Origin of the sequence: Idiomarina sp. UBA4206 (assembly GCF_002383015.1) — a bacterium.
Taxonomy (GTDB): domain Bacteria; phylum Pseudomonadota; class Gammaproteobacteria; order Enterobacterales; family Alteromonadaceae; genus Idiomarina; species Idiomarina abyssalis.
Map to the genome: position 1 here is coordinate 1 of NZ_DFTS01000075.1, position 23178 is coordinate 23178.

General features: G+C 40.5%; 19 protein-coding genes and 1 pseudogene. 3 read left to right on the forward strand and 17 right to left on the reverse strand.

The window, feature by feature from the left end:
- Positions 1-75: 75 nt before the first annotated feature.
- From B3180_RS15170 to B3180_RS15180, 3 genes are all read left to right on the forward strand, one after another.
- A protein-coding gene (locus tag B3180_RS15170; RefSeq protein WP_286845340.1) for an IS3-like element ISIba1 family transposase occupies positions 76-1151 on the forward strand; the annotation gives its coding sequence in 2 pieces (ribosomal slippage) (positions 76-325 and positions 325-1151; 1077 coding nt in all).
- A 90-nt stretch (positions 1152-1241) separates the two neighbouring features.
- The gene (locus tag B3180_RS15175) at positions 1242-1688 is read left to right on the forward strand and encodes a hypothetical protein (RefSeq protein WP_286845342.1); all 447 of its coding nucleotides are present in this window, start codon (positions 1242-1244) and stop codon (positions 1686-1688) included.
- Positions 1688-3187 (forward strand): hypothetical protein, encoded by a 1500-nt coding sequence (locus B3180_RS15180; protein WP_278358218.1) that lies wholly within the window; start codon positions 1688-1690, stop codon positions 3185-3187. Before B3180_RS15175 ends, B3180_RS15180 begins: the two co-directional genes overlap by 1 nt.
- Positions 3188-3307: 120 nt before the next feature.
- Here B3180_RS15180 and glmS read toward each other — a convergent pair whose 3' ends face one another.
- The 17 genes and pseudogenes from glmS to B3180_RS15265 form a co-directional block, all read right to left on the reverse strand.
- On the reverse strand, positions 3308-5140 hold the full coding sequence (glmS, locus tag B3180_RS15185) for a glutamine--fructose-6-phosphate transaminase (isomerizing) (protein WP_286845345.1): 1833 nt from the start codon (positions 5138-5140) through the stop codon (positions 3308-3310).
- Between the two features lie 247 nt (positions 5141-5387).
- Complete coding sequence (locus B3180_RS15190; RefSeq protein ID WP_278358220.1) at positions 5388-6170, reverse strand: glycosyltransferase family 2 protein; 783 nt, start codon at positions 6168-6170, stop codon at positions 5388-5390.
- On the reverse strand, positions 6167-7267 hold the full coding sequence (locus B3180_RS15195) for a hypothetical protein (RefSeq protein ID WP_286845347.1): 1101 nt from the start codon (positions 7265-7267) through the stop codon (positions 6167-6169). The genes B3180_RS15190 and B3180_RS15195 overlap by 4 nt, the downstream gene beginning before the upstream one ends.
- A 7-nt stretch (positions 7268-7274) precedes the next feature.
- Positions 7275-8339, reverse strand: coding sequence for an EpsG family protein (locus B3180_RS15200; RefSeq protein WP_278358222.1), 1065 nt, complete (start codon positions 8337-8339; stop codon positions 7275-7277).
- 11 nt (positions 8340-8350) lie between these two features.
- The gene (wecB, locus tag B3180_RS15205; RefSeq protein WP_278358223.1) at positions 8351-9487 is read right to left on the reverse strand and encodes a non-hydrolyzing UDP-N-acetylglucosamine 2-epimerase; all 1137 of its coding nucleotides are present in this window, start codon (positions 9485-9487) and stop codon (positions 8351-8353) included.
- 13 nt (positions 9488-9500) lie between these two features.
- Positions 9501-10616, reverse strand: coding sequence for a glycosyltransferase (locus tag B3180_RS15210; RefSeq protein WP_278358224.1), 1116 nt, complete (start codon positions 10614-10616; stop codon positions 9501-9503).
- Positions 10617-10628: 12 nt separating this feature from the next.
- Positions 10629-11708 (reverse strand): non-hydrolyzing UDP-N-acetylglucosamine 2-epimerase, encoded by a 1080-nt coding sequence (gene wecB, locus B3180_RS15215; protein WP_278358225.1) that lies wholly within the window; start codon positions 11706-11708, stop codon positions 10629-10631.
- A 384-nt stretch (positions 11709-12092) separates the two neighbouring features.
- Positions 12093-13349 carry an oligosaccharide flippase family protein gene (locus B3180_RS15220; protein WP_278358226.1) on the reverse strand — a complete coding sequence of 419 codons (1257 nt, stop codon included), beginning with the start codon at positions 13347-13349 and terminating at the stop codon, positions 12093-12095.
- Positions 13349-14506, reverse strand: a complete 1158-nt coding sequence (locus B3180_RS15225; RefSeq protein ID WP_278358227.1) for a hypothetical protein — start codon at positions 14504-14506, stop codon at positions 13349-13351. Before B3180_RS15225 ends, B3180_RS15220 begins: the two co-directional genes overlap by 1 nt.
- A 246-nt stretch (positions 14507-14752) precedes the next feature.
- Positions 14753-15927 (reverse strand): annotated as a pseudogene (locus tag B3180_RS15230) (IS3 family transposase).
- Positions 15928-16497: 570 nt separating this feature from the next.
- Positions 16498-17013, reverse strand: a complete 516-nt coding sequence (locus B3180_RS15235; protein ID WP_278358286.1) for an acyltransferase — start codon at positions 17011-17013, stop codon at positions 16498-16500.
- A gap of 14 nt (positions 17014-17027) precedes the next feature.
- Positions 17028-18137 (reverse strand): DegT/DnrJ/EryC1/StrS family aminotransferase, encoded by a 1110-nt coding sequence (locus B3180_RS15240; RefSeq protein WP_278358228.1) that lies wholly within the window; start codon positions 18135-18137, stop codon positions 17028-17030.
- A 1-nt stretch (position 18138) separates the two neighbouring features.
- Positions 18139-19140 (reverse strand): NAD-dependent epimerase/dehydratase family protein, encoded by a 1002-nt coding sequence (locus B3180_RS15245; protein ID WP_278358229.1) that lies wholly within the window; start codon positions 19138-19140, stop codon positions 18139-18141.
- A 41-nt stretch (positions 19141-19181) separates the two neighbouring features.
- Positions 19182-20261 carry a DegT/DnrJ/EryC1/StrS family aminotransferase gene (locus tag B3180_RS15250; protein WP_278358230.1) on the reverse strand — a complete coding sequence of 360 codons (1080 nt, stop codon included), beginning with the start codon at positions 20259-20261 and terminating at the stop codon, positions 19182-19184.
- Positions 20262-20269: 8 nt separating this feature from the next.
- Positions 20270-20845 (reverse strand): acyltransferase, encoded by a 576-nt coding sequence (locus B3180_RS15255; RefSeq protein ID WP_278358231.1) that lies wholly within the window; start codon positions 20843-20845, stop codon positions 20270-20272.
- A gap of 9 nt (positions 20846-20854) precedes the next feature.
- On the reverse strand, positions 20855-21832 hold the full coding sequence (locus B3180_RS15260; protein WP_278358232.1) for a Gfo/Idh/MocA family oxidoreductase: 978 nt from the start codon (positions 21830-21832) through the stop codon (positions 20855-20857).
- Complete coding sequence (locus B3180_RS15265; RefSeq protein ID WP_278358233.1) at positions 21832-23145, reverse strand: nucleotide sugar dehydrogenase; 1314 nt, start codon at positions 23143-23145, stop codon at positions 21832-21834. The genes B3180_RS15260 and B3180_RS15265 overlap by 1 nt, the downstream gene beginning before the upstream one ends.
- Positions 23146-23178 lie beyond the last annotated feature (33 nt).

A 23178-nucleotide genomic window follows, 5' to 3' on the forward strand; every position in this document is an offset into this window, starting at 1 on the left:
GTGACCTCTCCCCCAAAAATAGGACCATGACATCGATGAGATTTCCATTAAAATGGGTCAAGTGGAGATCTCGATATGAAAAAACGTTACAGCGAAGAGCAAATCATCAAGGCCATCAAAGAGCATGAGGCCGGTGCAAAAGTTGACGAAATTTGTCGTCGCATGGGCATTTCCAGCGGCACATTTTATAACTGGCGTAGTAAATACGCCGGAATGGAAGTGAATGAGGCCAAGCGTTTAAAAGAGCTTGAGTCTGAGAATAGCAAGCTTAAAAAGCTACTGGCGGAGAAAATGCTTGAGACAGAAGCCTTAAAGGACGTCGTCTCAAAAAAGTGGTGAAGCCCGCCAACAAGAAGCGTGTCGTAGAGCACTTAATCTCTGCGTATAAGCTAAGCGAACGCCTTGCGTGCAAGTTGGTTGGGCTGAGCCGAACAGCGTACCGATATAAGCCAAAGCAACGAGATGACGAGCGGGTAACGACTCGCCTAAAGGAGCTTGCCGTGGAATATCCACGGTATGGCTATTTACTGCTGCACGGGTTGCTTAAGCGCGAGGGGCTTGTAAAGAATAAGAAGCGAACCTATCGCCTTTATACCGAACAAGGGCTTCAGGTTCGGACCAAGAAACGTAAAAAGCTGACACGACCGCGTGTCGTTATGGACGCACCGCAGCGTGTTAATGAGCGATGGTCGATGGACTTTGTGTCTGACCAGTTGGCAAGTGGCCGACGTTTCAGAGTATTGAACGTTGTCGATGACTTTAGCCGGGAAATGGTTGGGCAACTTGTCTCAGTATCGATTTCAGGACAGCAAGTATCGCGCTTTTTGTCTCAGCTTATCGACGAGCGCAGCAAGCCAGAGCATATTGTCTGCGATAATGGCACCGAATTTACCAGTAAAGCTATGTTTTTCTGGAGCAAAAGCAACGATGTAAGGTTGAGTTTTATTCAGCCAGGAAAACCAACACAGAACGCTTTTGTTGAGAGTTTGAATGGTAAGTTTAGGAATGAATGTCTTGATCAGAACTGGTTTAGAACGCTCGACGAAGCGAGGTATGAAATAGAGCAGTGGCAGCGTCATTACAATTACGAACGCCCGCATAGCTCGTTAAATTATTTACCGCCTGTGGAGTTTGCAAAACAGGTAGCTTAAAACTGAAATTTCATCGATAAGATGGTGTTAGTTCAGGGGAAAGGTCAGATGTTGCAAGACGTCATTCGTCAGGGTCAAAAAACCATGCACATGATCATCGAAGACGTGAACAGCATCGTGGCTCAACTCAATGACGCAATGCAAACGCAAGGGCAACAAAATACGGTCATCAACAAGCTTAAAACGATGATGCAGCAGCACGTTAAAAGCATGAAAAATATCAGTCAGCAAAATATGCAAGCCGAAGCCAATAAACAACGTCTAAAATCTCCAGAAGTGCTTGATGTTAAACGCTTAGAAGCCTGCACCGACCAACCAGCGACACAAAAGTATCGTGACATGGTGCTCGCATTTTATGCAGAAGAAGAGATTACTGAAACGGATAAAAACGGCAAAGAAAGCAAGCGAGTCGTTATGAAACTACAGCCATCAGACTCGGACGAGGAAATGGAGAAACTCGGCAAGATTTTCGAGACCATCGAATACCATAGTGGTTCAAATGCCGCTAAGCAAGCTCTGAAGGGTGTTTTTTCATAATGGCTAAGCACAAAGACACTGGGAACGCACTACGGGTCCAACAACATCAGCAACTCGCTACTCAGCGTAAGCTTGGTGAGGTTGAAGCTGGTACCAAGCAGCTAAAACAAAATGCATTAAGCAACATGGACGAGCTTGATGCACTCATGTCAGAGTTTGAAGAGTTAACCCAGTCAGAGCTCTCGGCAGAGCAACAGTCAGAGGCGACTGAGCAGATGTTGGATGTTTTTGACTCTGAGTTAGAGCACAATACTCCCGAGCCCAACATCGACACTATCGATACCTTCAACGTTGAGGACAACGGCGACTGGTCTGCATTTATGGAAAAAGTCGAGGGCTATGCTGAGCGTAACGACATTGACCTAACGGAAGATCCGTTTAAACACATTATGTCGCCGCGTCAACATATCGAAATCGAAAAGCGCATTGACGAAGAGTTAACTTTTCAGCCCCCTAACTGTGACAAATACGATTATTTATTAGCCGCAGGATGTGGAGCAATTGGTGGGCTTATTGACATTGTATTTGTCGGCGCTCCGGGAGAGACGGCTTTAAGTGACAAAGCCGATAAAGCCGTTGATAAGTGCGTAGAGAGATTTGCAAAGCTTAATGGGTGGAAAGGTGCTCGGGAAGGCTCAGACGAAACCAAATCCGCTATCGGTTTTCTGGAGAGAAAATACAAAATCAATTATGACCAAACATCGAGTAACAGCCCAAATCTTAAAGTCGGTACAGATGGCCAGGTAAAAAACTTAAGCACTAAAAATCATCACATTAGAAGTCTCGGACACTCTCCTGATTTAGTCGGGCTTATTTTCTCTATTTATAACCAGTTTACCAGTACAACGTCCTTCTACGATAATGGTCAGGTTATTACAATCAATTCAGAAAGTTATGAGCTGGAAGGTCATACCGTTACCGCAAAAATATTCGCCGGTTTTTGTAATTGGCTGGGACATCTATTCTCGGATGCCGCGGGGTCTTCGGGCGCGAAAGGGAGAGGAAGTGGCATTCCCATACCCTTCTTTTCGTTACTTCAATTTATTGATGTTGGCGAGTTCGGTGAGCATAAGCAGAGCTTTGCTACGATTTGCGTTAAAGCCTTCGAGCAAGGCTACGACTTCCGTCATGGTGTAGCAATGGCAATTCCTGTACTACTGACCGAAGTGATGACTCGCCTTTGTTGGTCTGTTAAGCAGCGTTTTTATCACGAGAAGTCTTGGTCTGAATGCATACCCTCAGGGAGCATTCCTGAGTTACGCCGTATGCTCTTAATATCGCATGGAACTTTGGTATTGGCAGATGCAGCCGATGCCGGGATACGCTCGGGTGGAAGCTTACTGAACTTCTTGCTCCGGTCGAACGCAATAGCCTGGATGCGCTTTGCCAATGTCGGTTTAAAGGAGGCTATTGCATTTTGGCATCAGGGCTCACTTGATATCGATGCAGCGAACGAACGCTTAGACGCCGAGTATGAACGGTTGCTTGCTCAAGCTTAGTTTTACATAGGGCGACATCAGTCGCCCCACTGCTGCTCGACTTTTTCTTCAATAATGAGCAGGCTATGGCCATCAAAGAAGCGGTAAGCGCCGCCGTTAAAAAGAACTGTGTTGGGAAAACTATTCCACCGTGACCGACTTGGCGAGGTTACGGGGCTGGTCAACATCCGTCCCTTTTACCAGCGCAACATAGTACGATAGCAACTGCAGCGGGACGGTATACACGATAGGGGCTATAACATCGTCACAATGACCAACGCTTAATACATTCATCGTCTCATCGGTCTTAAACTGTGCGTTTTTATCAGCAAAGACATACATCACACCACCACGGGCCCGGACCTCTTCCACGTTCGACTTAAGCTTTTCAAGAAGCTCATTGTCGGGCGCAATCACAATCACCGGCATCTCATCGTCGATAAGCGCCAAAGGACCGTGCTTTAGCTCACCAGAGGCGTAAGCTTCTGCATGAATGTATGAAATTTCCTTCAGCTTTAGCGCACCTTCCATGGCAATCGGGTATTGATTGCCACGCCCTAAGAAAATGCTGTGCTCTTTATGGGTAAACTCATACGCCAACTGCTCAATATCGTCCGCAAGTGACACCGCTTCTTCAAGTTTAGCGGGCAGTGTTTGCAACGAGTGAACCAAGCTCTTTTGTTGCTCGCTCGACATACCACGGTATTTACCAATGGCAACGGTCAGCATGAGCAGTCCGGTTAACTGGGTGGTAAACGCTTTTGTGGATGCCACGCCAATTTCTGTACCGGCTCGTGTCATAAACGCCAAGTCCGATTCGCGAACCAGAGACGATGTTTCGACATTACAGATGGTCAAGCTGCCTTTATAGCCAAGCTCTTTCGATAACCGCAACGCTGCCAATGTGTCGGCTGTTTCACCACTTTGTGAAATAGTGACTAGCAGTGTGCTGGGTTTTACATGAGATTGTCGGTACCGAAATTCGGACGCAATTTCGACGCTACAAGACACATAAGCTAATGACTCAAGCCAATAGCTTGCGACCATACCCGCATGGTAGCTCGTGCCGCAGGCAATAATTTTAACGTGCTCAATCTCTTTTAATAACGCATGAGCGTCTTGGCCAAAGGCATTATCGAGCACCGTCGAGTCCGACACTCGTCCTTCCAGCGTGTTTCGGACGGCAATCGGCTGCTCGTAAATTTCTTTCAGCATAAAGTGGCGGTAGTCGCCTTTACCACCCGCATCGTACTGACTGTCTGATTCAACAACGTTGCGCTCTACTGCGTGACCGCTTTTATCAAAAATATCGATAGAGGTACGCGTAATATCGGCAACATCCCCTTCTTCTAAGTAGATAAACTTTCGGGTTACGGGCAACAGCGCCAGTTGGTCAGAGGCTACAAAGTTCTCACCAATGCCCACGCCAATTACTAACGGGCTGCCTGAGCGCGCTACCACTAACCGCTCTGGGTCATTTTTATCGATAACCACCGTGCCATAAGCGCCCTCAAGTTGGCGTGTTGCCGCTTTTACAGCATCAACTAAGCTTGGTTGGGTTTGGCGCTCATGCTGAATTAAGTGAGCTATCACTTCGGTGTCAGTTTGGCTGTTAAACACATAGCCCAGGGTCTTTAGCTGCTCTCGCAGCGACTCGTGGTTTTCAATAATACCGTTATGAACAACAGCAATGTCATTATTCGATACATGCGGATGCGCATTGGCTTCAGTGACGCCACCATGTGTTGCCCAGCGGGTATGAGCAATACCCAGCGTCCCATCCATTGACTCAGTTTCAATGGCATCAGTTAAGGCTTGTACTTTTCCGGTACGTCGTGTGCTTTTAAGCTGTTCGCTTTTATCAATGACTGCCATCCCGGCTGAGTCATAGCCTCTGTACTCAAGGCGTCTTAAGCCCTCTAATAAAATCTCGCCAACATGGCGCTCAGAGGTTGCTCCTACAATTCCGCACATAGTACTTACCCTTTATCTTTAAAATACTGCACTACTTGATCTGAGGCCCGCTATGTAGTTATTTGATCGGTTTCTAAATGCACTTACGGCTTCTACTTTGCTCATAGGAAGAGGAAATGATGATGAAGTGCTGAATGCGGCCGATACCGGCTTTATAGTGGGTTTCCGGAGAGTTCTGTTCCCAAACTGGTAACAGAACATGAACATACATCTTTGCTACTTTGCTAACTTCCAAGTTAACGATATATTACCGCAATATTCCTAAAGCCCTAGCTAACCGAGGAAACATTGTCCGCAAAACGCCTCTAACAGCATAGTGACTAAAATAATAACTTGCTTGAAACAAATCAAGCTGTTCTTGCTCACGATAAAGCCGCCAATTTTCTTTAGCCATGCTAACTTTTTTACCAGAAGATTGATTACAATAAACCCGATACTGGGCTAACGGCTCAGCTAAAGAAAATGCGAAATCCACTTTTTTCAAAATGCCGAGCCAAGTTGCAAAGTCTTCGCGCTTAGTATTTGTCGGCATATAAATTTTGCCTAATGCATTTGTATCATAAACAGCTGTTAAACAGCCAATTACACAAGTTTTCAATAGCTCCTTGTAGCTTACTTTTTCAGGCACCCCCATTAATTCAAAAATAGCACCATGCTCATTTATTTTCTCATAAGCACTAAAAGAGAGGGCTACGCTGTGCTTAAGCATAAAATTAATTTGTTTCTCCAACTTTTTAGGAGCCCATAAATCATCACTATCCAAGAATGCAATAAAGCGGCCCCTTGCTACTTTTATAGCGGCATTTCTAGCTGCTGCGGCGCCAGAGTTCTTTGGCAATTTAAAGGCTCTAATACGCTGATCTACTGCTGCATAATTTTCCGCAATTGCTAAGGAGTTATCTTGCGAGCAGTCATCCACGATAATCATTTCCCAGTTTTCGTAAGTTTGGGAAAGAACAGATTGAATAGATTTTCCCAAAAATTGAGAACTGTTATATATGGGGGTGACTATAGTAACCAAATCAGTCATAACTTTGAGCTCAGCACTTCTAAAAAGTAGCTTTCCTCATCTTCCCAAGTTCTATTAGTTTCATATTTATTGAAACTTTCTCTTTCATTAAAATATGAGCTTACTAGCTTAGACCTAATGTCTGGAACGGAATTCTCATTAACCAGTATTACACTTCCATTACCCTTAAGGCTTTCTGCCATCTTAGTATTTTTTGAGAAGACAGGGCGTTTACTAAAATATGAGCATTCAAAGTATTTATTTGATATTGCATAAATAGCATTAAAGTCTGAGGTCGGATACGCTGCCCAAACAATATCAGCTACGTTATATATAAAACCCAAGTCTTCTGCTTTATACCGCCCAAAAAAAAGAACCTGTTTTGAAATACCTAAATCCGACACCGCTCTCTTAACTTTATCAAGATCAGGGCCATCGCCAAAAACATAAAAAAATATATCAGTTCCTTCGATAGCCTTTAAAATATTTTCGATAACATAAAAATACCTAACCACACCAATCCAAGAAACACTTTTTCTCTTTTTTATCTCAGCAACATCATAACCAGAAAACCAATTAGGGGCATCGCTTGAGCCACCATGAAGAATTATTTTTGAAGGATAATTCTCATATATATATGAATCTACTTTAGACGAATATAATGGTTTAAAATGCCTTGAAGCAAATATAGTTAATGTCACAAATTTTATATTAACCCTCTCGATAGCTCTTTGTAGAACTCTAATGGAATAGCTTGATGACGTTGGCATATCTAGACAATCGTAGACTATCTTGGTTCGCCAACCCAGGAGAACTTTTATAAAAACCGCACATATAAGAGAATCCCAGTGACTAGCAAAAATAATATGGGGTTTCACTTTAACAAAGGTCTTCATTGTAAAAAACAAAAAAAAAGGAAGCAACATTAACTTTTTGAATTTATTCCCAAAGCCAACACTACTTTCATACAAATAAAGGTCTTCTGAGTTTTCTTTTAAACTGAGACCTCTTGCCCACGCGCAGACTGAAGTAGAGTACCTTTTACTCAAAGTACTCCTAAATCTAGAAGTCCTAGTATTTATCGGAAATGTTGTATCAATCAGTAACACTTTTTTCATATCAAACCTAAAAAACAAATTTATAAGGTTGAAAATCTCCTATCAATGCAAAAGAATACAAGCAGTAAACCAGTATAAAACTAAGTGAATTGGTTCTTTTTATACCTGTTGCACGATAATCTGATTTGTTATACGCTTCCGCCATAATTGGAATTGCAACTACACTAACGAGCAAGAAGTAGTAACTAGTTCTAAGAGCAATCGCCGTGTTATTAGAAAAGCAAAGCAATATCATTAAACCTATAACATAGATTTTAAAAAGTCTAATGTCATATATGCTTGCTAGCTTTTTTCGGGCTCTAAAAATCAAAAACATAACACCTAACCCCAAAAGAATCCTTGGATCATAAATTTTCATGGGGTAACCATAATCAGGAGAGTTTACATATATCAAGATGAAATCTGATATTCTGTTCATTCCTATCAAATTAGAAATTTTTATTAGTATTGAAAATGGGTCTAAAATCTTTACAAAAACAGCTCCGAACGTAGACATAAAAAAAAGAATTAGAAAAGGAACCTTAACTAACAAAACTAGAACTAGAACCAGCGCCGAATAATGAAAAGAAATGGCGAGGATAAAAAACAGTAACGCAGTTTTATAGTTTCCTTTAAGAAACTTAAATATAAAATATAAGCCAAACCCGGCTGCAACAGATGCCCTAGATGTCTGCATGTTAAATGAAAAGAAAAATGGAAGAAGTATAAGTAATGAAAACAAAGGGTAAGGCGATTCCTTATAGATTATTTGTGCAACCAAAGAAAAAGCTATTAAAGCCATCCAAAATATAGCAAATTGCCCTTCGAAACCTAATTCATTACCGACAAAAGATAATAGGCGGAATCCAATTTCGGCATGGATTTTAGGATTTATGACCTCATCAAACGTCTCTACTAAACTATACAATCTTAAATAAGCATCATAATCACCAAGCCCAGTCCCCCCTATTCTAAGACCGGAGAATAGAATCATAATCAAGGATACAAAAATAAAAAAGGTGCGTTGGTATTTTGTTTTGTCAAACAAGGTTAGAAAGCATAACCCACTGGTTAATAATATGTATGGAAACATTTATCAGTTTCTTAGTTTCTCAATTTCAAAAAGCTGAGTATACGCTGACATGCTTTTCCGTCCCCGTAAGGATTATGTGCATGCGCCATTGACTCATAAAGAATCCTATCATCCAGTAGCGTTTGTACCGCATCACACACAGCGTTTTTCTCTGCACCCAATAACAACACGGTACCGGCCTCTACGGCCTCTGGTCGCTCAGTAGTGTTCCGCATTACCAGTACAGGCTTTCCAAGACTAGGAGCTTCCTCTTGCACACCACCGCTGTCAGTAAGTATTAAGTACGCGTGCTGCATTAAATATACGAAAGGTTCATAGCCTAAAGGGCTAATTAGATGAACATTTTCTTCTGCCCCCAACAAACGACGCACAGGTTCTTGAACATGCGGATTCAAATGCACTGGGTAAACAAAGTGGACCTTAGGATTAGCAATAGCTAAATCACGGATAGCAGTACAAATACTTTCGAAACCCTCTCCAAAATTTTCTCTTCTATGACCAGTAATAAGTACGTAAGGATTATTAATGGTTGAAATATCGAGACCTGCACTAGTTAAGTTGCGTTCAATATTAGTTTGCAAGGTCTCAGATGTGTTGATTTTATTCACTACCCAATGCAAAGCATCTATTACTGTATTACCAGTCACTACGACATTTCTTTTATCAATATTCTCATTTAACAACGCATTACGATTACGTTCCGTCGGAGCAAAATGTAAAGATGCTAGACGACTTGTAAGTACGCGATTAGCTTCTTCTGGCCAAGGAGAATATAAATTCCCAGTACGCAGACCTGCCTCAATGTGACCCACAGGAATTTGCTGATAAAATGCGGCAAGGGAAGCAGAAAAAGTTGTGGCGGTATCGCCATGAACAAGAACTAGATCCGGCTGGAATTCTTTCAATATATCGCGCAAACCGGATAACACACCGACCGTTACATCATATAAATCTTGATCTGACCTCATCAAATTGAGATCATAGTCAGGTACGATCTCAAAAAGCTCTAGAACTTGGTCAAGCATTTCACGGTGTTGGCCAGTTACACAAACTCTAGAATCAAAAAAATCATCTTCTGCCAAACATTTTACCAAAGGGGACATTTTTATAGCCTCTGGTCGAGTTCCAAACACGACTAAAATTCTCATTGCTACTCTCTACCTATTTAATATTTTTCGCCAACTTTTCTTTCCATAATTCAATAGAAAATTTATTCCTTATTGTTTTATGAGCATTATTAGAAAACATAGTATATTCGTCATCACTCAACTTTAAAGCGCGCTCTAAAGCTGTCAGCATATCCCGATTTTTTGCGACTATTCCATTTACTCCGTCTTGAACAATTTCTTCATAACCATCACCTGGGTATACAATCGGAACTAAGCCAATCGACATTGCTTCTAATAGTGCATAGTTAGCTAAAACTATATCTGCTGGCAACAAAAAAAACTTATACTTGACCATAACCTCTTTAATATTACGAACAAAACCATGGACATCTACCATATCTTCTAGATGAGCTTTATAATAGTATTCTAGGGCCTTTCTAGAGTAATGCTCCCCCCTTTTTGAATAAGCATTATTCTCAATAGAATTAAACCCATAGATCGATGAAGTAAAGTTTATTCCTTTCTCTTTTAGTTGTTCAAAGTCCTTAAGTAAATCAATAACATTCCTTTTCGCTATCACAGCATTTGCATATAAAAAGTCTCTTTTGTTAGAAAGTCTTTCTAAAAATCTAGGGTTATGCTTCTCCACAGGAACACAATTATATATTAAAATTGTTTTTCTTAATAATTTCCTATTAATACTTTCAATACTTTTAATATGGTGGTGTTCTTTCGCATAGACTACGTCAGATAGATATAAACAAAGACGAGATAAATGCTTTTTAAAGAATACGATAGCATTATTAAATAGAATAGATTGGTTTGTATTTTGATAATCCCCAACTAACTCCCAGCCGATCAACCAATACCTAGTTCTTATTCCTAACAATTTCGCCACAAAAATATAAAATATAGAAAGAATGGAGTAGTCATAGCAATCAATGTTCTTAGGTTTAAACCTACTAACTATACTAATATAATTAACCATTCTTTTGAGCTTACTTTTTCCAGCATAAGTTATAAATTTTTCACTATTTTCTTTATATTCTGAATCAAAGTCAGAGTTTAATAGAACTCTGACATCTATACCAATATCTAGATATGAATCAACTAGATACTGATATTTATGTGGAAAAAATGGTAAACCGACTATTAATAACTTACTCACTCCCCCGCTTCCTTACGTCAATAAAGTTTGAACTATTCTTTTAGCTGCCGTCCCACCGCCAAAAAGAGATTTTTTGTCACTCACTATACGATTCATGTTTTTACTTATTGAATTTAAAATTTCTATCTTATCGACACCTACTAATTCATTGGCTCCAACCTCAATTAACTCTACCCACTCACTTTGTTCGCGCACCGTTACGCAGGCTTTGCCCATAAAAAACGCTTCTTTTTGCAAACCTCCACTATCCGTAACTACCAAGCCACAATGTTTAAGTAACCAAAGCATTTCTAAGTACCCGACAGGGTCAATCAAAGTGAGCTTTCTTGTATCCAAATTTAGTTCGCTAATACTGGCTCGGGTACGTGGATGAATAGGTAGTACCACAGGTGTAGTATTCGCAACTTCATTTAAGGCGGAAAAGATTTTTTTTAAGCGTTCAGGATAATCAGTGTTCTCTGCCCTATGAATGGTCGCTAAAATAAATTCGCCATCTATCTTAAACGATTCCGGCGCATGGGCTCGAGTAGCAAATAATTCAGCGCAGTCTTGCATAACATCACCTACTTTCTCTATTCGCTGTCTTCCGCCGCTAGTCACTACAAAAGGGTAGCCTTCATTATCTAAATTATTAACCGCAGTTTGGGTAGGGCAAAACAAGATATCACTCATACGATCAGTTACAACGCGGTTTATTTCCTCTGGCATCTTCATATTGAAACTCCGCAAACCTGCTTCGACATGAACCACAGGAATATGCAGTTTAGCGGCTGCCAAAGCTCCCGCCAAAGTTGAATTGGTATCCCCATATACCATTACACGGTCCGGTTTTTCTTGCAGTAAGACTTTTTCAATATCTATTAACATTTGACCGGTCATGTCACCATGACTTCGTCCATTAATATCTAATCCATAGTTTGGGCGAGGAATACAAAGCTGATCGAAAAAAACTTCACTCATATTCTTATCAAAGTGTTGTCCTGTATGGACGATAACTTCAGATATTTTTTCAGTTTCCATTATAATCTTAGACACAACACTAGCTTTGATGAATTGAGGTCTAGCGCCTATGATAGTTAGTATTTTTAACATAGCTTTCCTTAAGACTATACTGAATTGGATTCTTTTATATAAATGAAAATTACTATAAGACCTTAAATAATAAAGCAATTTTCCATTTCACCAATATCATAGCCAAATATTCTCTAATATAATTTTTATTCTAAAATTTTAGTTATCAGTTGGTGAAGATCTTAATATTTAGCATTTAGAAGTAATGCAATTATTCTTAAACCCTAATTTCTTCAATATTGCGAAAAGTTAATAATAGTTATTATAAAAACAAGCATAAACCACTAATCAGCAAGAACTAACTGAGCAATTAACTTATTAAGTTAGATGAATAACTCAGATATTAAAGGCCTAACTTAAACGTATTGAAAAGATTATTCTAATTTACTATTTTTCATAGAAGGTTTAAAATACTCGAACTTTAAAAATAGGAACTCTATAATACCTGTTAGATATTATTGCATAAGTTAATGCGGTAACAGCTGCTGAGAAAACACTAGAATATGCGGCTCCGATTAATCCAATTTCTTGTATAAGAAAATAATTTAAACCTAAGTTCATTAACGCTCCTAAAACAGTTATTATCGCTATCAAATTACTCTTTTTGGCTATCGACAATCCAGGAAAGAAAAGGTAACAAGATGAAACTAATACAGATATACAGAGTGGCGTTATAAGAGCAGCTGCTTCTTTGTAATCATCATTACCTAAAATATCCAGTAAATAAAACCTACTTAGAAATAAACCTAAAGTCGCGACTATTGATACGGCAATAAAAAACCAAAATAGCTTAGCGATGTCAAATGCTGTTTCCTTCCGTCTATAAGAACGGTAAATTAAAGGGCTAAGAGCTTGTTGAAATCCAACCATTACAAGTGACGCTACCATAGCGATCCGACTAGCAAAAGCGTATTGACCTAGGTCGTCCAACGTTAAGATATCTTTGATAACTAATCTATCAACATACATCGCGGCGATCACGGAAATAGAGGACGGAACCAGTGGCAAAGAAAACTTCAACAATACTTTTAATTTTCTCATATCAAAAGTTATTGCTAAGTTTCGATAAGTGAGGCATATAGACAACAATACGCTTATCAAACTTCCAATAAGCATCGCGCCCAATACTCCTTCCACACCCAAGTCAAGAATTATTAGCGCATAACTAGCAACTAACGCCGTAGTTAATGCTGACAGTATAGAAAGTAATGTGGATTTAAAAGGATTCAGTTTTGACCTCAATAACGAGGTGGCTAAGTATACTAAGGAATTACAAGTATACATCCAGCTTGCGATTATAATTAAAAGGTACGTTTCAGAGGTTCCCAGAACTAAGTCAGATAATGACTTGGAGAAAACTGAGCAAAAGACAGAGAAAACAATATACACTGAGGTTGTAAACCAAAACCCCGTCGAGTAATAGCTAGTTATAACGCCTGGATCGTCAATTTTCTCAGGTAAAAACCTATGCAGCCCTTGACTAACTTCTAGCGGTAAAACTACCGCTAAAAACGTCCCAATAATTAGTAAATAATCTAATGTTCCGTACTCCGCAACGCTAAGATACCCCGTGTAAATAGGTAACAGTAAAAAGCCGACTCCTTTAGTCAATAGAGTCGAAAAAATATAAAAAATCGAACTTTTAAAGAAAGACTTGATCATTACAACGGTGATTGAATGATTTTTAAAAAGCTTTCCAAGGCCTTACCCTCCTCACAGTTTTCAAGAGCCCACTCGTAACCAGCATCAGCGTAATTTTTAATCATGACTGGATCATCCAACATTGATTTAAGGTTTTCGTATACTTTCCAATATGGAGTGACTTTCCAGGCATTTTTACAATTTCTAGGTAGAGAAGTCTCAATTTCCGGATCTGCAGAAGTCAAGACAGCACAGTAATTTGCTAAAGCTTCCATAGTAAGCACTCCAGGAACAAACGCATAAAACTGGTTTAAAACAATATGTGCCTCACTCAAACTTCTTAACATTTCTTTATGAGGTATACCAATTAGTTCCCTATACTCAAAGTTATACCCTTCTTCTTTAAGCTTTTTTATGGCGGCTCTAACTATTGGTGTTCCTTTAATCAAAGGAGAAGAAGGTCCATGTACTATTATCACTTTACTCAAGTCATTAAACTTTTCTATGTTTTGCTTAAAGTACTCACGCTTTACAAAGTAAAAGTATGGGAGTGTTGGTCTACTAATGTAAGCCATTTGATCTATAGGTGGGTTGAAAATAAAATCTGCATACTTATCAGCTGATACTCCAAGCAACCTTCTGTATTGTTCATTTTTTTTTGAGTCAATTCCTGGTGAAGCATACGCTTGATAAGTCGTTATAACATCTATTTCGTTCTCTTGAGAATACTGATTAAGTAAATCGAATGAACGAATTTCACTTCCAGTAAAATAACACACTAACTTCACTCCATGAGACTTTAAAAAACGAAATTCCCAGTCCCTCCCATCTTCAGGAAAATGGAGAAACCCAGCACCTCCTATATATAAAAAGTTTGATCGCTGAGTTGTCAACTTTCCTAGCAACCATGGTCTATGTATTAAAGACAACATAAATTTGAAAGGTTGGCAACCAAAAGAGTAAGTGTAAGTAAAGTCGTAAAATCTATTTTCGCCGAAGTTTACAGAAACAGAATTTGGAATCGAGTCACTCATGGTTTTAAGCATAGACGCAACTTCCACCCCGGCTACAACCCAAAGTTGATCTTTCTTATTATTGAAAAAGCTATTAAAGAAAAATCCAATATAAACAATTATTTTTTGAATTATGCTAATACCGATTTTAATAATACTTTTCATACTAATAATTACCTTAATCCTATTTCTATACTTCTAATAGAATACAACTACTTAAAATAGAATGGACTTTTACTTTGACTGGGAGACATAAATTTCCACTCTTAATAAAAATAATTTTTTAATTCATTCTAAAATTACAATGCTCGTATAAAGTCATACTGCAAAGGGGGATTAGTTACTAACATGTTACTAATCTTACTTTTCGCCCCAACATTAAGCCCCAACGCAAATTAATAATTGTAGTGGTCAACAAAACCCGGACACCTTTTTAGCTAATTTCTCTGCTTTAGCCGGTGGTATACCATCATTAAATTGATGCGGTCGTTCCCAGTTGTAATAGTTCATAAGGAAGTAACTGACATCTCGTTTTGCTTCAATTGCTGAACAATAACCAGTTGCCGGCATCCACTCAGACTTTAAACTTCTAAATACTAGCTCCATTGGACTATTGTCCCAACAGTTCCCGCGTCGACTCATGCTTTTAGTTATCTGGTAACGCCATAACCCTTGCCTGAATTTTCGCGCTCCATATTGAGTGCCTTGATCACTATGGAACATCACACCCTCGGGTTTACCGCGCATTTCATAAGCCATATCCAGCGCACGTGTAGCAAGCTCGACATCAGGGCGAGGCGACATCGACTAGCCAATAACCCGACAGGTAAACAGGTCAATAACGACGGCAGCATAATGCCAGCCCGAGCCAGTCCAGATATAGGTTATATCACCACACCAGACTCTATTCGAAGCTTCTACATCAAACTCACGGTTGAGTTTATTCGGGATATTCGGTCTAGCAACCCTATAGGCGTGAGGGCCTGGCTGCTTACTCGTTAAGCCTTGCTCTTTCATCAAACTGCAACTTTAAAGCGTCCCATGACGACGTCTTCGTGTTTAAACATATCGACGGGAGTCGGGGTACTCCGCCAAGTTTCGGGACTTTATGAATAAGCGTTTTATACGAGCCCGCAGCAGTCGCCGCTTAGTTTCTATTTGTTGACGTCGTTTTCGACGCTCATAAAAGCTGCTAACACCTACACCCATCGCTGAGCAGACCAACTCAGTCGTTTCATGCTCCCTCAACCGCTCTATCAGCGCGTAGATTTCAGGTCGACGGACATTAAGAGAGCGGTAGCCTCGTCGTGCCCTCGGGGTATTTTTAGAATCGATTTTTCCCGCTCTAACCGATTTACACGAGCGTCAAGCTCCTGTATTCGTTGCTGCTCCGCAGTCATCGCTCTGGACTTAGGAGTTTGACCGCTTTGTTCACTTTCTAGCTATTGAACCCAATTTCTAATCGTATTTTCATGTACATCAACAGCCCGGCTTGCTTCCGCATAGCTGTAGCCTTGTTCAACTACTAAATTAGCGGCCTCATATCTGAACTCAGGACTAAATGATCGACGTTGTCTTCTTGCCATTGAACACCTCTTCGTTAAGGGTAATACTACCACTTAAAAGAGTGTTCGGGTTTAGTCTGACACTACAAACTAAACACTTATCCCTTTCTTTACCGAGCCTAGAGACGAGAACTTTCATAAGAGTTCCTGGGGATTAAAACCCAAATATGGAAGATTAACGCGAGCTAAATCAACGTTTAAACGAAGAATCCAAAAGCTTTCTAAAATAATCGAAACTTGGCAAAATCTATGCTCGACTTGGAATGAAGGCCGATTTCATCTTTGTATACAAATAAGTATTACAGCCATGCAAAAATCAATTTTAAATGATGCAGTGATCTATTTCTTCGATTCCAGTGATCCACTTACTTATATTCATTGGTCATTAATAGATAGTAAGACTGCCGAAAAGGGTGATCTTCACCAGTTCTACTCTAAAAACACTGACTTACACAGATCGACGAAAACATGGAGGGTTACAAGTGAATATTTAGGGCGCTCAGCCCGACATAACTTTAACTTAGAATAACACCGGCTATGCGCAATTCTTCTGATACTAGTTCGACTTAGGTTAATGTAATGTAGAAGCACTTACTCGTTAATCTTTCCAATTACTTTACAGGGAGTTCCATGTGCCTTAGACCAAGATGGAATGTCTGTATTTACCAAGCTGTTTGCACCAACTATAACATTATTCCCAATCGTAACTCCCTTCTGGATGACGGTATTAGGACCAATATAACAATCCGAGCCTATATAAGTCTTACCTGTTTCTATTGGTTCCCGTCCCCCCGATATCGAGCGCTTTACAGTGTCATGGGTATAAATCTGAACGCCCGCTGATATTGAACAGTTTGACCCAATACTTAATCCACCACCACTCCCATCAAGAATGGTGAAGGGTCCTATCCAAGTATTTTTTCCAACAGACACTTCCCCGAAAACCAAAGACGAATCATAGATACTCGCTCCCTCTTCGAAGCCCAAAAATCTGGCTTTTTCCCATCGGTCAGATAAATAATCCCCAATCGGCAAAGTCCGTGAATGCTTTTCTTTTAGATTAAAGCGTTTATGTCTTAGGCCTTTAATAAACCATCTAATTAACATTTTCACTTGAAAGCTTACTTTAATTCACAAATTAGCGAAGCAACAACCTTTGAAATATCATCAAAATCAAGGTGTTCATGTAGGGGAAGTGCTAAACCCTTCCGATATAAGTTACTTCCTACAGAACAGCTCTGCGCATTCACTTTTGAAAATAAACCAAGTGTCGTCATGCTCTGCGCACCCAGGTTTGCTTCGATTCCGCGTTCTTTTAGAGCAACAATCACATCGTCTCGATTGAATTTTTCATTCAGTACAATCATGTATGTTTGTAAACTATGACCATCGTGAATTTCTGGTAGCTTCAGCATTCCTGCTGCCTCTAAAGGTTTTAAGCTATCAGTATAATAACTTGCTAACTCTCCACGAGTGGATATCCATTTATCTAAAGAAGGAAGGATACGGCGTCCTATTGCGGCTTGAAAATTTGTTAGCCTATAGTTCAGACCTATTCTCTTAAACTCAACTCCTTTATCTGTTTTCGTCATACCATGGTTTCGAATAAGTGAGGCCTGTTCATATAGGGCTGAGTCATTAGTCGTAATAGCTCCACCTTCACCGGTTGTGAGTGTTTTTCTGGGATGAAAAGAAAAACACCCTAACTCCCCAACAGAACCAACTTTAAGCTCACCATCGCTTGCTCCTAAAGCACAAGCTGCGTCCTCAATCAAATGCAGTCCATAATGGTTAGCTATTTCTCTGTAACGTTTTAAGTTAGTCGGGTTCCCAAACTCCAAAACGGGCATAATTGCTTTAAGCTGCTCACTACCGTTCCAACTTTTTATTTTCTCTTCAAGCTTAACAGGGTCTAAATTATAAGACGTTTCTTCCACATCTACTATAACCGTTTTTGCTCCTGCCATTTCAACAACGTTAGCTGTTGCAGTGAAAGTAAAGTCAGGCACAATAACCGCATCACCGGGACCGATACCCAACGCCAAAAGCGATACATGTAACGCAGCTGTACCACTACTTACTAATAAGGTATGTTTCACACCAAGGTAATCAGCTAACTCCTTTTCAAATTCATTGCAGTATTCCCCATGAACCAGTTGCCCATTTCGCAGAATACTAACAACATCAGAAATTGCTTCTTCCGGAATTTGAGGTTGCGATAGTTTGATCATATTATTCTTTTCTTAGAAACATGTCAGGCATTTCTGGCAAATCGTCCATGTTTCTGGCAATCCACTCAGCTGTTTTTACTAACCCTTCTTCGAGGTCAATCTGTGCTTTGAAGCCCAAAAGCTCCTGCGACTTATCAACCTTAGGAATTCGCAATTCAATATCCGCAGATAGGGCATCGCGGAATATGATTTTTGATTTTGAATTCAACACCCTACATATCGTTTCGGCTAATCCAAAAATTGTTGTTACGGCTCGTGCATTTCCTATATTAAAAGACTCTCCAACTGCCTTAGGCATCGTCAAAGCCCGCATTAATGCATCAACCATGTCATCAACATAGCACCAAGCTCTTATCTGTGAACCGTCGCCAAAAATGTAGATATCCTCATTTTTAAGTGCCTTTCGAATCATAATCGAGATAGCACCTTCCCCCAGCTGACCTGGGCCATACACATTAAACGGTCTAAATGTGACAGTAGGCAAACCATGCTCTCGATGATAAGCATGTGTCAAATGTTCACCAGCTAGTTTACTCACTGCGTATGTCCAACGAGCTTCGCCTACCGCTCCAGTAGTCGTAGAATCAACTTCTTCTACACGGTATGCCCTACTACCAAACACTTCAGAGGTAGAGAACTCAAGAAATCGTTCACAACTTCCTGACGAATTTGCAGCCTCTAATGCATTCGCAGTGCCTATCATGTTCACAGTCATCGTGCGAACTGGGCTTTTCACTGTATTATCTATACCAGCTATAGCCGCTGCGTGAACAAAAATTTCTGAACCTTTAGCCGCTTTTATTAAATGTTCGCGATCTAAAACGTTACCTTCGACGAGCGTCAAATTCTTATGATTGGCAAAGCTCTGATTTTTGAGGGTGTTCCTATCAAGACTGTCGTATGCCACTATCTCATTTTCTTCAACTAGTTTACCGATAAGCGTTGACCCTATAAAGCCAGCGCCTCCAGTAATAAAAATCTTTTTGTTCTTAAGATTAATCATTTAAATTCCTGTTCACTATAAAAACGGTTTTACTTATTTCGTTATACAACTGCACTACCCACTATCTTCTTTACCTCAGACTCTTTGAGATAGGGGTGCATCGGTAAGCTAATTACTTTTTCAGCAACAGTGTCACCGACACTAAGATTCGATAACTTGTTTTCGACTGCCGGCTGCTTATTCAAAGGAATGGGATAATGCACTGCTGTTGGTATTCCTTCGCTCTTTAACTTTTGCTGAACTTCGCTTCTGTTGTCTACTTGGATAGTATATTGCGCCCACGCCGATGTGTTGTGAGGCTCTACCAATGGTGTTGAATTAACTCCTGCCTCACTCAAAAGCTCCGTGTAATTCTCAGCAACAGTATTACGCAGTTCAATTTCGTTATCGAGTATTTCTAGTTTAGGCAGTAAAATGGCAGCTTGTAACGTATCCAAACGGCTATTTACACCAACTCGAATATGATGGTAACGGCGATCCTGTCCGTGACGAGCTATCTGACGCATAACGGCGGCTAACTCTTCATCGTTAGTAAATATTGCACCACCATCCCCGTAACAACCCAGTGGTTTGCTCGGGAAAAAACTTGTACAAGCTATGGTGCTCAAGTTGCACGACTTCTTGCCTTTATAAGTTGCACCAAAGCTTTGAGCCGCATCTTCAATAACAGGAATATTATATTTATTAGCAATTTCATTAATACGGTCGAAGTCGGCAGGCTGTCCATATAAAGAGACTGGGATAATAGCCTTGGTTTTTTCGCTAATAGCCGCTTCTACTAAGCTTGGGTCAATATTATACGTTTTGGGGTCTATATCCACATAGACTGGCTTTGCTCCTAATAAGGCTACCGTCTCAGCCGTTGCTATATATGTAAAGCCAGGCGTAATTACCTCGTCGCCAGGGCCAATTCCAAGTGCCATTTGCGCAATTTGCAACGCATCGGTGCCATTTGCCACTGTTATGCAGTACTTTGCGCCTGTATATGCTGTAAGCTTTTCTTCTAGCTCCTGCACTTCGGGCCCCAATATATATTTTCCGTGAGCCAGAACACGTGCCATTCCTGCATCAATTTTGTCTTTTATTCGCGCTTGCTGAGCCGCTAAATCTATAAATTGCATACTTTTTACTAACCTTTCGTCAGTGTATTGTCTTTTAAAGTGTAAGTGGCACCTGTATGAGAGCATTTTACGGAGCCTTTACCGGAAAGTGGCAAGTCTAATTGTTCTCCGTACTCACTCATCCAGCCAATTTGCTTTGCTGGTACTCCAACCATTAGCGCATAAGCAGGAACATCTTTATTAACCACAGCTCCAGCACCTATAAAGGCATACTCACCAATAGTGACACCACAAACTATGGTGCAATTTGCCCCTAATGAAGCGCCTTTTTTAACATAGGTGTCTTTATATTCATTTTTACGCTCTATAAGAGAACGAGGGTTGTAAACATTGGTGAAAACCATGCTAGGTCCACAAAAAACCCCTTCGTCTAAATAAACGTTGTCGTAAACTGACACGTTATTTTGTACTTTGCAGTGGTCACCAATTTCTACTTTATTACCAACAAACACATTCTGCCCTAGCGAAACACCTTTTCCTATTTTTGCACCGCCACAGACATGCACAAAGTGCCACACTCGGCTGCTTTCACCTATTTCAGCACCGTCGTCTACAATCGCAGAGTCGTGTTTAAAGTAGTTCATGAATAACTCCTAACCTTTCAGCAGTTGCTTAAGCATCGGGTGTGCTTCTTCAGGCTGTGCATTTTGGGCCTGCTGAGACCGGATGGCTTCAACGGTTTCAACACAATGCCTAGCATCTTCTATTCCATAACCACGGCCCGCAAGTATTTCTTGATAGCTAACCGTGTGAAGGTCAGTAAAGCCGCCTGAGAATTCCAGTTCGTCACCGTCACAGTTAATGGTACGGTATGTAGGCTGTTTGCCTTTTATGTCATCTGGCAAGTCACTAGCATCAATTGAAAGCAGCCATTTCACACGCGCTTTTTCATATTCTAAATAGCCGGATGCTTTTAGTTCATCACTATAATGCAGCACGTTTTTTTGTAACTTACCAAAAATAAAGTGCAACATATCGAAGAAGTGAACACCGATATTCGTAGCTACGCCGAATGACTTTCTTGGATCGCCTTTCCAGCTTTCTAAATACCACTTACCGCGCGACGTAATGTAAGTCAGCTCTACCTCGTGCTTTTCAGGCTTAACGACGTTAGATACTTTATCGCGTAATTCAAGAATAGCCGGATGATGTCGTAACTGAAGAATGTTATAAACTTTCTTGCCTGTTTCTTGCTCCACTATCTTCAATTCATCTAAATCTTCAGACGTTGGTACCAACGGTTTTTCGCAAATAACATCGCACCCCAAGCGCAAGCCTGCGGCAATATGTGGCGCATGCATGTGGTTAGGCGAACATACCGATACATAATCTAGCTTTGTTGTATCATTTCTTTTTAAACGCCAGGCATGTTCATAGAAACGCTCAAAGTCCGTAAAAAACTCACTCTCAGGTGAAATGCTATCAATAATGCCGACTGAGTCATTTGTATCGTAAGCAACACTTAAATGATTGTTCGTTTCCTTAATGGCTTTCATGTGGCGAGGAGCAATGTAGCCAGCAGCCCCAACAAGTGCAAAATTCTTCTGAGAGTTGTTGCTTAGAGTATCCATTATGCCTTTATTACCTTTCCGTTTAAGCCTCTATACTGTCCACGAGAATCAATAATCAGCCGAGCATTTTCATAAATGGAATCGTAGTCAAATTTATCGTGGTTCGTCGCCAAAATGACGGCGTCAAAACTTTGCAAGTTTTTTGGTGTTAATTCAGTGCTATCTAAATCAAAACTGTGCTCACGCATTTTAGGGAACGTTGCAACGTGGGGGTCGCTATAGGCAACTTCAGCGCCCTTGTCGCGTAATAATTCCATAATTTCTACAGATGGAGACTCGCGCATGTCATCAACGTTCTTCTTATATGCAATACCCAAAACCAGAATTCGGCTACCATTAAGAGATTTTTGATGTTTATTTAAACCGTCCATCAATTTGTTAACGACATACTCAGGCATTGCGCGGTTAACTTCACCTGAAAGCTCGATAAAGCGTGTATTTAAACCATACTCTCGTGCTTTCCAGGTTAAATAGAATGGGTCGATAGGAATGCAGTGACCACCTAAACCTGGTCCAGGGTAGTATGGAGTAAACCCAAAGGGTTTCGTTGCAGCGGCATCGACTACTTCGAAAATATCAATCCCCATACTGTCAGCAACAATCTTCATTTCATTGACTAAGCCGATATTGACCGCCCGATGAATATTTTCTAGCAGCTTTGTCAATTCAGCTGCTTTTGTAGAGCTTACGGGGACTACTTTATCTATTGCTTGCTTGTAAAGCGCCACTCCAACTTCCCGGCAGGCAGGTGTGTGACCACCGACTACTTTAGGGATTGTCTGTGTATTAAAGTCCGGATTGCCGGGGTCTTCACGTTCGGGTGAATATGCCAAGAAAATGTCTTTTCCTACTTTTAAACCGTTTTTCTCAACTCTTGGTAAAAGTTCTTCTTCTGTAGTCCCCGGGTAAGTCGTACTCTCTAAGGACACGACCTGGCCTTTCCGCAAATAGGGAACCATCATGTCAGTGGTACGAGTCACATAGCTAATATCCGGTTCTCGATATTTATTCAGTGGCGTCGGTACACACAATATAAGAGCATCACATTCAGACACTCGCTCAAAGTCGGTAGTGGCTTCAAAACCATTATCAACCGCAGCTTTCATGGCCTCGTCACTGATATGTTCTATGCTGCTGTGACCAGTGTTAAGTTCATTCACTTTTGTTTCGTCAACATCAAAACCAATTGTTTTATAGTTTAGTGCACTGTAGCGAAGTGCTAACGGCTGACCTACGTAACCTAAGCCTAAGATACCTATCTTGGCCTTTTTATTGTTTAATAATTCAACTAGTTCATTTTTGAAATCTTTCACAGGATTACCACTTACTCTGAAAATGGAAAAAAA